At 49.2% G+C, this 14,386-nt stretch carries 13 protein-coding genes; 9 read left to right on the forward strand and 4 right to left on the reverse strand.

Going from position 1 to position 14,386, the window contains the following annotated elements; translation table 11 throughout:
- Nucleotides 1-12: 12 nt before the first annotated feature.
- Nucleotides 13-1,167 carry a YheC/YheD family protein gene (locus MHH57_RS08105; RefSeq protein ID WP_342435168.1) on the reverse strand — a complete coding sequence of 385 codons (1,155 nt, stop codon included), beginning with the start codon at nucleotides 1,165-1,167 and terminating at the stop codon, nucleotides 13-15.
- A gap of 43 nt (nucleotides 1,168-1,210) precedes the next feature.
- A complete protein-coding gene (locus MHH57_RS08110; RefSeq protein WP_029516607.1) occupies nucleotides 1,211-2,581 on the reverse strand; it encodes a YheC/YheD family protein in 1,371 nt (456 codons plus the stop codon).
- 162 nt (nucleotides 2,582-2,743) lie between these two features.
- Between MHH57_RS08110 and MHH57_RS08115 the strand changes: the two genes are divergently transcribed.
- The 3 genes from MHH57_RS08115 to MHH57_RS08125 all read left to right on the forward strand — a co-directional run bounded on the left by MHH57_RS08115 (nucleotide 2,744) and on the right by MHH57_RS08125 (nucleotide 4,979).
- The gene (locus MHH57_RS08115; protein ID WP_013309578.1) at nucleotides 2,744-3,088 is read left to right on the forward strand and encodes a YlbF family regulator; all 345 of its coding nucleotides are present in this window, start codon (nucleotides 2,744-2,746) and stop codon (nucleotides 3,086-3,088) included.
- Between the two features lie 72 nt (nucleotides 3,089-3,160).
- The gene (locus MHH57_RS08120; protein ID WP_029516608.1) at nucleotides 3,161-3,445 is read left to right on the forward strand and encodes a hypothetical protein; all 285 of its coding nucleotides are present in this window, start codon (nucleotides 3,161-3,163) and stop codon (nucleotides 3,443-3,445) included.
- Nucleotides 3,446-3,644: 199 nt separating this feature from the next.
- The gene (locus MHH57_RS08125; RefSeq protein ID WP_029516609.1) at nucleotides 3,645-4,979 is read left to right on the forward strand and encodes a DRTGG domain-containing protein; all 1,335 of its coding nucleotides are present in this window, start codon (nucleotides 3,645-3,647) and stop codon (nucleotides 4,977-4,979) included.
- Between the two features lie 42 nt (nucleotides 4,980-5,021).
- Here MHH57_RS08125 and MHH57_RS08130 read toward each other — a convergent pair whose 3' ends face one another.
- Both MHH57_RS08130 and MHH57_RS08135 read right to left on the reverse strand, forming a co-directional pair.
- Nucleotides 5,022-5,519, reverse strand: a complete 498-nt coding sequence (locus MHH57_RS08130) for a hypothetical protein (RefSeq protein WP_039269883.1) — start codon at nucleotides 5,517-5,519, stop codon at nucleotides 5,022-5,024.
- Nucleotides 5,520-5,531: 12 nt separating this feature from the next.
- Nucleotides 5,532-5,861 (reverse strand): YtrH family sporulation protein, encoded by a 330-nt coding sequence (locus MHH57_RS08135; RefSeq protein WP_013309582.1) that lies wholly within the window; start codon nucleotides 5,859-5,861, stop codon nucleotides 5,532-5,534.
- Nucleotides 5,862-5,998: 137 nt separating this feature from the next.
- Here MHH57_RS08135 and MHH57_RS08140 point away from each other — a divergent pair, with 137 nt between their 5' ends.
- The 6 genes from MHH57_RS08140 (at nucleotide 5,999) to pyk (ending at nucleotide 14,295) form a co-directional block, all read left to right on the forward strand.
- Nucleotides 5,999-9,676, forward strand: a complete 3,678-nt coding sequence (locus tag MHH57_RS08140; protein ID WP_029516611.1) for a DNA polymerase III subunit alpha — start codon at nucleotides 5,999-6,001, stop codon at nucleotides 9,674-9,676.
- Nucleotides 9,677-9,841: 165 nt separating this feature from the next.
- Complete coding sequence (locus tag MHH57_RS08145) at nucleotides 9,842-10,339, forward strand: phosphatidylglycerophosphatase A (RefSeq protein WP_023987905.1); 498 nt, start codon at nucleotides 9,842-9,844, stop codon at nucleotides 10,337-10,339.
- Nucleotides 10,340-10,492: 153 nt separating this feature from the next.
- The gene (locus MHH57_RS08150) at nucleotides 10,493-10,681 is read left to right on the forward strand and encodes a hypothetical protein (protein WP_013309585.1); all 189 of its coding nucleotides are present in this window, start codon (nucleotides 10,493-10,495) and stop codon (nucleotides 10,679-10,681) included.
- A gap of 180 nt (nucleotides 10,682-10,861) precedes the next feature.
- Nucleotides 10,862-11,755 (forward strand): acetyl-CoA carboxylase, carboxyltransferase subunit beta, encoded by an 894-nt coding sequence (gene accD, locus MHH57_RS08155; RefSeq protein ID WP_029516612.1) that lies wholly within the window; start codon nucleotides 10,862-10,864, stop codon nucleotides 11,753-11,755.
- Entirely contained in the window at nucleotides 11,756-12,739 is a 984-nt protein-coding gene (locus tag MHH57_RS08160) for an acetyl-CoA carboxylase carboxyltransferase subunit alpha (protein WP_039269886.1), read from the forward strand.
- A 125-nt stretch (nucleotides 12,740-12,864) separates the two neighbouring features.
- Nucleotides 12,865-14,295, forward strand: a complete 1,431-nt coding sequence (gene pyk, locus MHH57_RS08165; protein WP_165145285.1) for a pyruvate kinase — start codon at nucleotides 12,865-12,867, stop codon at nucleotides 14,293-14,295.
- The last annotated feature ends 91 nt before the right edge of the window (nucleotides 14,296-14,386 follow it).

Raw genomic sequence — 14,386 nt, forward strand, 5'->3', positions numbered from 1 at the left:
CTGTTTATCCTCCTATACCGTATGTTCAAGGGAGGCGCCCGCGCCCTTTGGCCCTGTCGCTTTGGAATGGGTCATTAAATATCGAGCATATTCGAGCGGGCGGTTGACCGACTGGAAAGCGCACTCCGGCTGACGGGTCTGAAAAAAGGCGGCCCGACCAGGTCGGGAATTAACCTCCAATAGCCAGATGTTCCCGCTCTGGTCAATACCGTAATCAATTCCCAACTCGCCAAGGCGGCCATAACGTTCCTCAAGCGCCCTGGTAATGGTCGAGGACAGCGCCCTCATCTGCCCGATGATGAGACGCGTGGTGTCCGCGCCAAATTGTTCACGAAGGTATGGCTCAGCCGGATGGGCTTCGCCCCCACCGTGCAGATTAGAAGTCAGAGTTCCTTTTCTGCCTTCTCTTACAGCAAAGCCCGTCAGGCGCCAATGGCCGTTGCCATCCTTTTGCATGAGTGCGCGAACATCAAAGGGATGATTGCTTTGGCTTGTTAATTTCAAATAAGGCTGCACGATATAAGCGCGTTTGTGTGCAATTCCGTGGATCCATGACAATCCTGCATCCAATTCGGGAAACAAACGCCGGAACGGACGGTTACGGGAGTCTCTACCCTGTACAAGTAGTCCCTGGCCTCCTTCTGCCAGCCGGAGATACAGTGTGCTCTTGCCATGTGTTCCGGTCTGTGGCTTCATAAACAGCTCCGAATGGCGTCCTAGCCATTCCACAAGCTGGGCCGTGTCCCGGTAAGGCGCCGTAGGCGGCACAAAAGGACGTACTTTATCTACCGCATGCAAAGCGCGATACACCTGCCATTTGCAAGGTAAGTTACGCGACCAGTAGATGAGCTTGCGCGAATTTTGCTCCGCCATGTCTTCCAGTGTGCGCCTGACATTCTGGCTCTCGTGGACATGGAGACAGCGGTTATACACAATATCCGGCAACGGAAAGCGGCCGGATGTCCATACTCCGTTACGATAAACATAACCTCGTATGGAGTGATCTTCAGGTGAAACTCCTTCGACGGTAAACGCCATTACGCTAAGATCAGAGCGCCTGCCCAACAGACTTAGCCTGCGGCAAAAATCGGCTTCGGTAATAGGGGGAGTGGCGGCCTGATTCCGGCTAACAAGCACGCCCAGCGTGCCTGGCACAACAAGAGACACCGACAACAGCTCCTTTGGCAGCCAGACTCTGGAAGAGATGAATTCATTTGAAGCCGGCTGAATAACAGCAGTATTCAATCATTTTTTTAACGGACGGGCGAGTTTTCTGATCATTTAACGGCGTGTTGTCATTCTTCGATGGCTTCGAATTGACCTCCAGCAACCAGATGCGCCCCGTGCTGTCTATTGCCAGATCAATACCAAATTCTGCGAAATGGGCGGGAATTGCTTTTTCTACTCCGCTTGCGATATCCAGTGCTGCTGTTTTGAGAGAGGTATGCCCATTCGATTTAACGGTTGCGGGCAGCGTGGTCTTGGCAAGTGCTTCCTTGACAGTACTCAGCGTGCCGCCTCTTGCCAGATTGGACACAAAGTGGCTTCCTCCGGCGATCCGGGCGACAATGGATGTTACGGTCCAGGTTCCGGACGAATTTTTCTGCACAAGCGCACGAAAGTCGACCGGACGCTTACCGTGATCAATCAAGGTAAGTCCCTGTTGGAGTTGAAAGCGTGTTGTTTTCATTTTTCCCGCCAAGCTTTTGTACAGCTTATCGACGTTGGCATACGTTTGCTTGCGGGGTGTGCCTGCTGTTGTGGATAGCACCGAAAAGGTGCCATCGGTTTGCTTGTTAATGCGCATTATGCCTTTACCCAGGCTTCCGCGCACTGGCTTGAGAAAAACAGCGGGATACTGGTTGCACATTTTTTTGAAAACAACAAAAGTTTGCAGCAAGTGGGACTCGGGTAAATACTTGCGCAGGGAAGAATTTGATTTAAGCGCATCAAATACTTCATTCTTATCCAAAAACTTTTCGTTAAAAATGGTCGTGCCGTACTGCGATTTTACTTCTTTCATGAAATGCTGTACGCTAGTTCTGTTCTCGAGTTTACGGGAGGTAAGACGATTATTGACGACATCGCCGGCGGGCATGACCGTCTTTTTCCAGCCTCCGTCATACACCCATCCCTGAACTCGCCCGGGCTGACTTCCGATATGCTCCGGGGTGAAGAAATACACATATGCTCCTTGTCTGCGGCATTCCCCGACTAGTTCACGGCAGAACAGGGTGATCGACCCGAAAGGCTTGTCGGGCTGTTCGGGATAGTCCCGACTGACCAGCACGCTAATAAGTGGGCCCACTCGAAGTGTCCGGCGACCTCGGCTGTAGGTTACTCGCAGATCACAATTGGCATGAAGCCCCATTTTTCGGGCTAGCACGCTTCCCACACGTAGGCCGCTATAGCGGGGCACCGATATGACGGTAACCTCTTGGCGGAACGAACCGAAGGCGAGCTGAACGGGGTGGCCAGCGGATATTTTCCATTTGCGAAGCAAGGACTCGCCGACCATGAGTACGTCATCCTGCAAGATGCCCGATCCGATGATTTGAATCGTTGTTTTTTTGATGGACATCGTGGATCTCCTTCCGGGCAGCAACTTGATGTCTTGAAAGTAACGGGAAACGTGAATGGGCTGTAATAGCACTGATTCATCATATGAGGACATATATCCCTTGGTGATTGACGGACAATGTGAAATGTTGACACTAAACTTGTATTGGAGGAATAAACAATCATGAACATCTACGACAAAGCCCATGATTTAGCGAAAGCATTGAAGGAAAGCAAAGAGGTAGAGGAAATTACGTCAGCGATGAAGCTGATCGAAACCGATCCAGAAGCCAAGAAAATGCTCGACGATTTCCGTGAACGCCAAATGGAAGTACAACAACGCATGATGAGCGGCGATATGCCAGCACAGGAAGAGATGGAAAAGATGGAGAAGCTGTTCGAGGTGTTAAGTTTGAATCTCAACATCCGTCGCCTGTTCGACGCTGAACGTCGCCTGAGCGTGATTATTGAGGACGTTAACAAAATTATTGCAGACAGCCTTCAAGATTTGTACGGTTCATCTCTGTAAGTTTGTCTCATATTCCTTCCTGTCCTCTCATAGACTAGATACATAGAGTCACAGGGAGAGGAAGGGATACGATTGGGTTCTTTTAAAAGATGGAAACATGGTTTGTATACACTGATTGCGCTGGCTATGGTCTTGGTCGCGTTACCACGCATCTCGCTTGCAGGCGGTTTGAACTGGGTCAACGGCTTTGGGATAGTATGGGTACTTTTTGCGCTGCTAGTCATCGGAGCGAACATGCATTTTTTGCTGGGTGTGGATGAGGAAAAGCGCAAAACGCTGGAGCGTGTACGGCGGGCCAAAATGCAGCAGTGGCAGATGAAATGGGATGAAAAAGCTGACAAAGGCAGCATGCAGTGAGTTTTTTTTCAGCTTGTCTTGGGCTGGCCTACCAGATTACAAATCAATCATAGTAAGAAGCGGTCCTTGTGAAGAGGGGATCGCTTTTTTGCTATTTCCGAAGCAGAGAACTCAAAATGAACAAAGGTCTAAAATAAAGGGTTTTTGTGCTATAATAGATACAGAATGATACAGATTGAACGTTGGGGGTGTAACAGAGTTGGACGGGCTAGATGAAACAGTTACGAAGCATGAGCAGCTATTGCGACATATCGAGCAGTTGAAAATAGGCTCCAAAATTTCTGTGCGCAGGTTGGCTAAAGAAATGAGCGTCAGCGAAGGAACGGCCTATCGGGCCGTGAAGGAAGCTGAAAACCTAGGAATTGTCATTACCAAGGAACGGATCGGAACAGTACGAGTGGAGAAGCGCCCGCGCGGCTTGTCCGAGCAGCTGACCTTTGCAGATGTCGTGAATATTGTAGAGGGACATGTGCTGGGCGGAAGTGAGGGGCTGGAGAAGCCTTTGCACAAGTATGTGATCGGAGCGATGCGCGAGGAAGCTATGGCTCGTTATATTGACGCAGGTAGTTTGCTGATCGTAGGTAACCGTGAGGATGCGCATTCACTTGCATTGGAGCAGGGGGCAGGTGTGCTGATTACAGGGGGCTTCGGTACGAGCCGAGAGGTTAAGCAGCTCGCAGACAAGATCAGTCTGCCAATTATTTCCTCACGCCATGATACTTTTACAGTGGCATCTATGATTAATAGAGCCATATTTGACCGCTTGATCAAAAAGAAAATTATGCTGATTGAAGATATTGCGGCAGGCAAACCGAAAACGTTGACCTTGAAAATCAACAGCACACTTACCGAGTTTGAAGAACTTTCGGTGACGACCGGACATCATCATTTTGCAATCGTGGATGAATGGAATCGTTTAATTGGTATCGTCAGCCGCAAAGATGTGGAGGGGCTTCAACCTGAGCACACGATGGATAAATGTCTGATCCGCAATCCGATAACGGTCACCTACCAGACCTCGCTGGCTTCAGCCGCGCAAATGATGGCGTGGGAAGGTGTGGATTATTTGCCGGTCGTGGACCGCAACCGCAAGCTGCTCGGGTCCGTTACACGGCGTGAGGTGCTGGAGGCGCTGCGTAACGCCCAAAAGCAGCCGCAACTTGGCGAGACGTTCGACCAGCTGATCTGGAACGGGTTTGCTGAGGAGCGTAATGAGGACGGATCGTTATTTTTTCGCGGGTTTATCATTCCGCAAATGGCGACCAATTTAGGTACGATCTCGGAAGGCGTACTGGTCAACGTGATGACACAAGCGGGCTACCGGGCAGCTAGAGACATGAGCGGCAAAGATTATGTGCTGGACAATTTGACGACATATTTTATTAGACCCGTACAGATAGAAGATGCTGTCGTTCTTCGTCCGATGCTGCTCGAGATGAGTCGCCGCACCTGCAAGCTAGAAATTGCAATTTCACGGGAAAATCATTTGGTATGCAAAGCAGTGATGACGCTTCATTCCATTGAACATGGTTAGTCTACAATGGATCGGAGTAAGGTGTGAAGTCGAATAGATCGACTAGTGGCTTTCAGGCAATCTTTCTTTTGCTTCCAGCCAAATTTGCAGCACGCCTTCCATTACAAGCATCGTTTTGACCTGGATCGTATACTCCTTGTCACGAACGGTGTATTTTTTTTGGTGCAGCAACATACGTACCAGCTTGCTGTCAGAGTCAATCTCGAACATATCTCTGCCGCGCAGCACCTCCAGATCACGACTGACACGGCGAAGAAGTTCCTTCAGGTTGATAGAATCAATTTTTTCGGCCGAAGCTTCCTCCGCGATCAGCTTGATTTCTTTGACAACGGTTTGGCGCTTGCTGTATTTGCGCAATGTTTTGTTGTCCTCCTCGGCTTGCTGGAGCTGGAATTGGAGATCCTGGTTGTTCGTCCATAGCTGATTGAAGCTGGCATGCCAGATGACGTTGTAGATCATGCCTCCCGTAATCATACCGAGTACAAAGACGGAGGACAATTGCATAAAAGGACGCAGGCGCTCAAAAGGGGGAACTCTCATAGTCGTTTCACCTCACGGTCGTCCGTTGCCGCATACCCACTTGACCAGCTCTGCACCCATATGAGCGCCTAAAAAGGCGAAAATCAAATACAATATCTGCTTAATGGCAGGTGACAAATTACCATCCAACATATTGCTTTCAATGACCCGGATCGGGTCCATCGTTCCCCCCACAGCGGCAGCAAGCGCCCATATTTTAATTCTTCCGGCAACCTCTAGCATCGTCTGGGTGGGCGGCTGAAGCGATACCACAGCTCCCATTCCGCCGAGCATGGCTCCACCGAGCACGATGCCGAAAGCAATGAAGAAGTCGAGAATCGCTTTGGATATAAAAGTGCTCATGCTCTTTTCCTCCTTAGGTATACGAATCAAGACCGCGCTTGTCCGCCGAGGTCTGTACTTTTATTCTATGGGCGCTACTAACGCGGATATGATAAAATAGTTTGAAGAAAATCAAGCGGTGAAAGGAAGAGAAGCGCATGAGTTCATTTGTGCATTTGCATGTTCATAGCGAGTACAGCCTGCTGGACGGCGCGGCTCGTACCGCGGAGTTGGTCAAACAGGCATCAGCTTATGGAATGAAGGCGCTGGCCCTTACAGATCACGGGGTCATGTACGGTGCCATTCCTTTTTATAGAGCGTGTGTAGAGAACGGCATTAAGCCGATTATTGGGTGTGAGGCCTATATGACGGCAGGATCGCGTAAGGAGCGTGGCAGCCGCAAGGATCAGCCCATATATCATTTAATTTTGCTCGCCAAAAATAAAACAGGCTATCAAAATCTGATGAAGCTGTGCTCCATCGGCCATTTGGAGGGCTTTCACTATAAGCCGCGCATCGACATGGAGGCTTTGGCTGCTCATCACGAAGGCATCATATGCCTGAGCGCTTGTTTGGGCGGTGAAGTGCCGCAGCATTTACTGCATGGTCGGGAAGCCGAGGCACGACGAGCAGCGGAACGATATCGTAACATTTTTGGCGATGATTTTTATCTGGAACTCCAGGATCATGGTCTTTCGGAGCAAAAACGTGTAAATCCTCTCTTGATCGCACTGGCGAAGGAACTGGATATTCCACTGGTCGCGACGAATGACGTGCATTACTTGACTGAGCCAGATGCGGACGTGCAGGATGTTCTGATCTGTATCGGGACAGGAAAGACAGTTGACGATGAGGAGCGTTTGCGTATACCAACACGTCAGTTGTATCTGAAAAGTCAGGAGGATATGGCTCGTTTATTCCCGCATGTGGCAGAAGCCATCGCCAACACGGTGCGTATTTCTGAAAAATGCGAACTGGAGCTGGAATTCGGTCAATCCATTTTACCTGAATATCGCCCGCTGCCGGAAGGAATGACCTCTTCGTCCTATTTACGCAATCTGTGCGTGCAAGGGCTGGAGCGTCGCTATGGAAGCGATTCCGGATGGAAGCAGCCGGAGGAACGGGAAAGGCTGAACCAACGGCTAAACTATGAGTTGAATACCATTGACAGTATGGGTTTCAGCGATTATTTCCTGATTGTATGGGATTTTATTGCCTTCGCACATAAGCATAAGATTGCAACGGGACCAGGGCGTGGTTCCTCAGCAGGCAGTTTGGTTGCCTATGTGCTTAACATCACGAATGTCGATCCGATGAAATACAATCTTCTCTTTGAACGGTTTCTGAATCCCGAACGAATTAGTATGCCGGATATAGATATCGATTTTAGTGATGAGCGGCGTGACGAGGTTATTGACTATGTAGTACAGAAGTATGGAAATGAGCATGTAGCGCAAATTATTACCTTTGGAACGCTGGCGGCAAGAGCCGCTGTCCGTGACGTCGGCCGTGTATTGAACGTGCCGTATGGCGAGGTGGACAAGGCAGCCAAGCTGATTCCGGCGCAGCTAGGTATTAATATCCGTCATGCGCTAGAAATTACCCCGGAGCTGAAAACGCTATATGAAACGAAGCCCAAGACACGTGAACTGTTGGATATGGCGATCAAGGTTGAAGGAATGCCTCGTCATGCTTCGACACATGCAGCGGGTGTTGTCATTTCGCGGACTCCATTGACCGATGCGGTTCCGCTGCAAGAGGGGAGCGAAGGAGTACCTTTGACGCAGTACTCGATGGAAAATCTAGAGCGCATTGGTTTGCTTAAAATGGATTTCCTTGGGCTGCGTACGCTCTCCATTATTGAACGGTGCATACACTGGATTGCGGAAGAGCATGGAGACACGCCTGATTTTAGCCGTATTCCCGATAACGATCCCCATACCTATGACTTGCTGGGCAAAGGAGATACAGGAGGTGTATTCCAGCTGGAGTCGGCCGGTGTACGCCGGGTACTCAAGGATTTGAAGCCGAGTGTATTTGAGGATATCATTTCTGTCCTGGCTTTGTATCGTCCGGGTCCAATGGGTTTTATTCCTAACTTTATACAGGCCAAGCATGGTCAGATCGAGATTTCTTATCCGCATCCTGACTTGGAACCGATCTTAAAGGATACGTACGGTATTATTGTGTATCAGGAGCAAATCATGCAGATTGCTTCGCGCATGGCGGGCTTTTCCCTGGGAGAAGCCGATCTGTTGCGCCGGGCTGTGTCCAAGAAAAAGCGCGAAGTGCTGGATCTGGAGCGCGGACATTTTGTTGAAGGCAGTATCAAGCAGGGATACACGGAGGAGGAGGCCGGCAGGGTTTACGATATGATTGTTCGTTTTGCTGACTACGGCTTCCCGCGTGCTCATGCAGCTGCTTATGGTGTGCTAGCATTTCAGACGGCTTATCTAAAGGCACATTATCCAGTACAATTCATGGCTTCAATGCTGACGGCGGTGATGGGAAGTCATCGGAAAGTGGCTGAATATGTCGTCGAATGCCGTCGTATGGATATCGCAGTGTTGCCGCCTGATGTAAATGAAAGCAGGGTGCTGTTTACTCCATTACAGCAAGGAAGCATCCGTTTCGGCCTGGCTGCAATTAAAAATGTTGGCACACAGGCGATGGAGAGCATTCTCGCTGTTCGCAAGGAACGGCCTTTCGACAGCCTGCTCGATTTTTGTCGACGTGTCGATTTGCGAGTATGTAATAAGAGAGTAATTGAATCGCTTATTCAGGCAGGGGCCTTTGACTCATTGACGGGTCATCGGGCACAGTTGCTTGCCATGCTGGATGAAACGGTGGATGCAGCCGTCAAGTGGCGCAAGGAACGGGATGACTTGCAAATTGATATGTTTGGTTTTGTGGAAATGCCCAATTGGGATATCGAATACCCCAATGTACCCAAATTCAGTGCCAGCCAGCAGTTAGAGCTGGAACGTGAACTGCTGGGACTGTATTTATCCGGGCATCCGTTGGATGATTTTGAGTCGCTTTTGGAAAACAGCGAGGCGGATCGTCTGATGGAGCTGGGCGATGTGCCAGATGAAACGGTTGTTGTGACCGCAGGCATGGTAGTGTCACTCAAAACGATTACGACCAAGCAGGGTAAGGCTATGGCCTTCATTGAGCTGGAGGATCAGATTGAGCGCTGTGAGGTTGTGTTGTTTCCTGAGGTGTGGAAGCGGAGCCAGCAGTGGATTGAAAAGGGGGCTTTGCTTACGCTTCGAGCCAAGATGCAGCAGCAGGACGAGCACTTCAAGCTCCTTGCGGATGAGACCGCCCCGCTGGCGGAAGACTCGCTGGCACGGCTCCTCCAGCGCCGACGTGCCAGTACGCGCTCGTCCGCCGCAGCTGGAGCATCCTTACCAGCTGCTGGTTCTGCCGCTGGCGGCCCAGGCGGGAGCGCGTCGCGTGTGTCGTCCCCGCCTTCGGCAGCCACTGCATCTGCTTCGCCTCAATCGAAGGCGGATCGCCCCGTGGCGGCGGCTTCACCGCGCGGAGTCGAAGCGGCTCGCGGTGAGCAGGTGCCGGTCCCGCGCAGCGCGGAGCCGACCACTCGTCAGCGGGTGTTTGTCAAGATCACCCGCCAGGCTGAGGAGGACGCCAGCTTGTTGGTCAGTCTCAAGGCGCTGCTACAGGAGCATCCCGGTGCTATGCCTACCGTACTTTTTTATGAGAGCAACCAGCGTCTGCTGGCGTTGAGCGATGCTTACAGTATTAAGCCCTCTCCTCAGCTTTTTGATCAAATGGAGTCGATGTTGGGTGAAGGCACGGTGAAAGTCAAATAATAGGTACACAGTACCCGCCCTTATTGTAACGGTTTAATGAACATTTTCCTTCCCTCCCGCATACACTTGGAAAACTGGCGGAACAGGGGTTCAACACGCACCCTGCACCATAAGGTCCCGCACGGTGAAAGAATTGAACTGCACGGTGAAAGCGGGAGGGAAATTATGTCCTATGAATATGCAGAAACTTTGCTAAATCGCAGAGGCATTCGTATCGAGTCCATTGCGGACATTGTTTTTCAGCTTCAGCTAAAATATTATCCTCATTTGACGATGGAAGAATGTATAGACAGTGTCAAAGCGGTTTTGCAAAAGCGCGAGGTTCAATATACCTTGCTCACAGGCATTGCGCTCGATGAATTGGCTGAAAAAAAACTTCTCCCTCAGCCGCTGCAAGCCATTATGGAGGCAGACGAACCGCTGTACGGAGTGGACGAGACACTAGCTCTTGGAATTACGAGTGTGTACGGCATGATTGGCTTAACCAGTTTTGGTTATCTGGATAAGGAAAAGACGGGGATTATCGAACAGCTGAACCAAAAAGGCAGTGGTATTCATGTGTTTTTAGACGATCTTGTCGCCGGACTGGCTGCCGCTGCTTCTTCGCGAATTGCACATCGGAGTCTCCATGCCAAGCATTATCCTGCATCATTGGATGCTTAGTTGACCTGTGTAAACAGAGTTGATGATTTTCTAGGCCCTCCGACGGAACTTAAATGATCAGGAGGGCTTTTGTTGCGGGAAAAAAGTAAGGTATGTTATCATGAGTCTATTATATGGGCTCAAAACTTGAGGCTTAGGGGGTAGAAACAAGGCATGTGGACGGTGATTTATATTGCACCGACGGCCAGACTGGCTGACATGATTAAGCTCAAACTGTCTGAAGAAGGTTTTATGGTGCAGGCCCGGGCCATCAGCGCATCCAAGCAACAGTTTGAGATACTTGTGCCTTCGGGTGAAGTCGAAGAAATTCAGGAAGTGCTTAATTCGATTTTGCGCCCTTGAGTCCGGAACGGCGGAAGTGATACAGCAGCATGAGTGGAACAAAGGATGCACGATCGGCGGTAATGTTTTAGGAACAGGCGTTGACGTGTGTATGAACATAATGCTTAGAGGTGCCGCATAGACGGCAGAGGACCTTGTATCGGTTACGGCTGACAAATAAACGGCTGGAGAGGTGTAGTTGTGTTTAAAGATTTATTCCAAAAGAAGCGTAAATACGCGACCATCCCTTCGGAACGGGCGCTGAGCGGCGATCAAGCGGACATGCCGGATCGTCCCAAACGGGAAATTCCCGAAGGTCTTATGACCAAATGTGGCAAGTGCGGAAGTATTCAATACAGCAAAGAACTAGAGAAAAATTTGAAAGTGTGTCCGGTGTGCGGATACCATATGCGTTTGAATGCAATGGATCGCATTCGCATGGTGCTCGACGAAGACACGTTTACGGAATATGATGCCGATATGATTTCGGTTGACCCGCTGGACTTTCCGGGATATGCGAGCAAGCTGGAGCAACAGACCCTGAAATCTGGCTTGCGAGAGGCTGTCGTTACGGGCGACGGCCTTATTTATGGACATCCTGTTGTCGTTGCTGTGATGAGCTTTGACTTCTTTACTGGTAGTATGGGTTCGGTCGTAGGAGAGAAAATTACGCGCGCCATTGAGCAAGCAATAGACAAGCGTCTGCCGCTAATTATTTTCTCAACTTCCGGCGGAGCACGTATGCAGGAAAGTATTTTAAGCTTGATGCAGATGGCAAAAACAAGTGCTGCTCTTGCTCGTCTGGATGAGCAGGGATTGCTCTATATTTCTGTTATCACCGACCCGACTACAGGTGGAGTATCCGCTAGCTTTGCTACGCTTGGAGATATTAATATCGCAGAGCCAGGAGCTGTATTCGGTTTTGCAGGGCGTATTGTAATTGAACAAACAATCAGACAGAAGCTGCCGGATGATTTTCAAACTTCCGAATTTAATTTGCAGCACGGACAATTGGATATGGTTGTACATCGCAAGGAACTGCGCGATACCCTTGGGCAACTGCTTGATCTACACAGTGTGAAAGGGGAGGAATAGATGGCTGGCGAATTGCCTTATGAAAAGCCCCTGGTCGAGATGCGACAGAAGATCGAAGAACTCAAGCAATTCGGACAGGATAAGCAAATTGATTTTACAGATGAAATCAACCGTCTCGAGGAACGTTATCTCGAGATGGAAGAAGAAATATATTCGAACATTACAGCACCACAAAAAATGCATTTGGCTCGTCATCATCAAAGACCAACGTCTCTTGATTTGATAGAGCAGGTGTTTACGGATTTTATTGAATTACACGGCGACCGCTTGTTTGGAGATGATTTGGCGGTTGTAGGCGGGATTGCCAAGCTGAATGGTATTCCGGTGACCGTCATTGGCCAGCAGCGTGGTAAGGATACGAAAGATAACATTGCACGTTTTTTTGGTAGTGCCCATCCGGAAGGATTCCGTAAAGGCTTGCGTCTGATGCAGCAGGCTGAGAAATTTAAACGCCCTATTATTACATTCATTGATACGAAGGGCGCTTATCCGGGTAATACAGCAGAGGAGAGAGGTCAATCGGAAGCGATTGCCCGCAACTTGCGGGAGATGGCAAAGCTTTCGGTGCCTGTTATTTGTGTGGTCATCGGCGAGGGTGGAAGCGGCGGTGCGCTTGCGTTTGCAGTCGGTAACCGTGTGCTGATGCTGGAACATGCCATTTATTCGGCCATTTCTCCAAACGGTGCAGCCTCGATTCTATGGAAAGATGCTTCCAAGGCCGATCAGGCAGCTGAAGCCATGAAGATTACGGCTAATGACCTCCTGCGCATGGAAATTATCGAGGATATTGTGCCGGAGCCGAAAGGGGGCGCGCATCGTAACTATGAAGTGACCGCTGCCGCAATCAAGGAGCTATTGGAACGTCATTTGGCGGAACTTACCAATATGAGCTGCGATGAATTGAGGGAAGATCGGTATCAGAAATTCCGAAAAATAGGTCAATACACCTTCTTGAAGTCTTCGGAAACTGAACCTATGTTGTAATACGCTGTAAACGGGTAACAATAAATATGACGAACTTCCTATACAAATAGGAAAAAGTGTAGTAGATTTAATTGTTGGAAAAAGATATAAAGAGTAGCACCTTTGAAAACGGAGGAAAAACCCAAATGCGCAAAACTAAGATTGTATGTACCATCGGTCCTTCCAGTGAGTCATTGGAAAATGTGAAGAAACTGATTTTGGCTGGTATGAACGTAGCCCGCCTGAATTTCTCTCACGGTGATTTCGAGGAGCATGGCAACCGGATTAAAAACATCCGTCAAGCTTGTAAGGAGCTTAACAAAAATGTTGCTATTTTGCTCGATACGAAGGGGCCGGAAATCCGGACAGGAAAGCTCGAAGTTGAACCTATTGAGCTTGTTCAGGACGAGTTCATTACGCTGACAACGGAAGAAATTCTCGGTACGCAAGATCGTATTTCTATTACGTACAAAGATCTTCCCTCGGACGTGGAGCCCGGCTCCACCATTCTGATCGACGATGGTCTGATCGGACTCACCGTTATTGAAGTATCAGGCACTGAAATCAAATGCCGCATTGTCAATGGCGGAACGATCAAAAGCAAGAAGGGCGTTAACGTTCCAGGCGTTGCAATTTCTTTGCCTGGTATTACGGAGAAAGATGCTAATGATATCATTTTCGGCATTGAGCAGGACATTGATTTCATCGCGGCTTCTTTTGTTCGTAAAGCAAGTGATGTACTGGAAATTCGTGAATTGCTGGCGAAACACAACGCAAGTCATATTCAAATCATTTCCAAAATCGAAAATCAGCAAGGTGTGGACAACCTGGACGAAATTTTGGAAGCTTCGGATGGCCTGATGGTTGCCCGTGGTGACCTTGGTGTGGAAATTCCTGCTGAAGAAGTACCTCTGGCGCAAAAATTGATGATTAACAAATGTAATGTAGCTGGCAAGCCTGTTATTACGGCAACACAAATGCTGGATTCCATGCAACGTAACCCGCGTCCGACTCGTGCGGAAGCAAGTGACGTGGCGAATGCTATTTTTGACGGAACAGATGCAATTATGCTGTCCGGCGAAACAGCTGCGGGTAAATATCCAGTAGAATCCGTATTGACAATGTCACGTATTGCAGAAAAAGCTGAGTCCTCTCTGAACTACCGTGATTTGTTCAAAAAACAAAGAACGGCTCAAGAGATTAGTATCACAGAAGCAATCAGCCAATCCGTTTCTATTTCTGCACTTGACTTGCATGCTAAAGCGATTCTGACGTCCACACAAAGCGGAACAACGGCGCGTATGATTTCTAAATACCGTCCAGAAGCTCCGATTATTGCTGTGACAACACAGGAAAGAACAGTTCGCCGTTTGGCTCTGATCTGGGGCGTACATGCAGTACAAGGCAGACCAATCGTTGACACAACAGACAGTCTGTTTGACAACGCGCTGGAAGGTGGTCGCAAATCTGGCCTCGTTAAAGAGGGCGATTTGGTTGTGATTACTGCGGGCGTACCTCTTGGTGATTCCGGTTCTACGAACCTGATCAAAATTAGCTGCGTTCCAGCACAAGCGTAATTAAAGCCTCCGTGAAATAATACCGAGGCTGTATGTATCGTTACAACAAGCAAAAGAGCATTCAAGTCAATAAGACTTGGATGCTCTTTTT

Source organism: Paenibacillus sp. FSL H7-0442 (genome assembly GCF_038593105.1).
Lineage (GTDB): Bacteria > Bacillota > Bacilli > Paenibacillales > Paenibacillaceae > Paenibacillus > Paenibacillus polymyxa_D.

Coding starts and splice junctions, on each gene's coding strand:
- MHH57_RS08150 (WP_013309585.1), top strand. CDS start 10,493: ATGTGGACGGTGATTTATATTGCACCGACGGCCAGACTGGCTGACATG.
- pyk (WP_165145285.1), top strand. CDS start 12,865: ATGCGCAAAACTAAGATTGTATGTACCATCGGTCCTTCCAGTGAGTCA.
- MHH57_RS08115 (WP_013309578.1), top strand. CDS start 2,744: ATGAACATCTACGACAAAGCCCATGATTTAGCGAAAGCATTGAAGGAA.
- MHH57_RS08140 (WP_029516611.1), top strand. CDS start 5,999: ATGAGTTCATTTGTGCATTTGCATGTTCATAGCGAGTACAGCCTGCTG.
- MHH57_RS08160 (WP_039269886.1), top strand. CDS start 11,756: ATGGCTGGCGAATTGCCTTATGAAAAGCCCCTGGTCGAGATGCGACAG.
- MHH57_RS08130 (WP_039269883.1), bottom strand. CDS start 5,519: ATGAGAGTTCCCCCTTTTGAGCGCCTGCGTCCTTTTATGCAATTGTCC.
- MHH57_RS08110 (WP_029516607.1), bottom strand. CDS start 2,581: ATGTCCATCAAAAAAACAACGATTCAAATCATCGGATCGGGCATCTTG.
- MHH57_RS08145 (WP_023987905.1), top strand. CDS start 9,842: ATGTCCTATGAATATGCAGAAACTTTGCTAAATCGCAGAGGCATTCGT.
- MHH57_RS08135 (WP_013309582.1), bottom strand. CDS start 5,861: ATGAGCACTTTTATATCCAAAGCGATTCTCGACTTCTTCATTGCTTTC.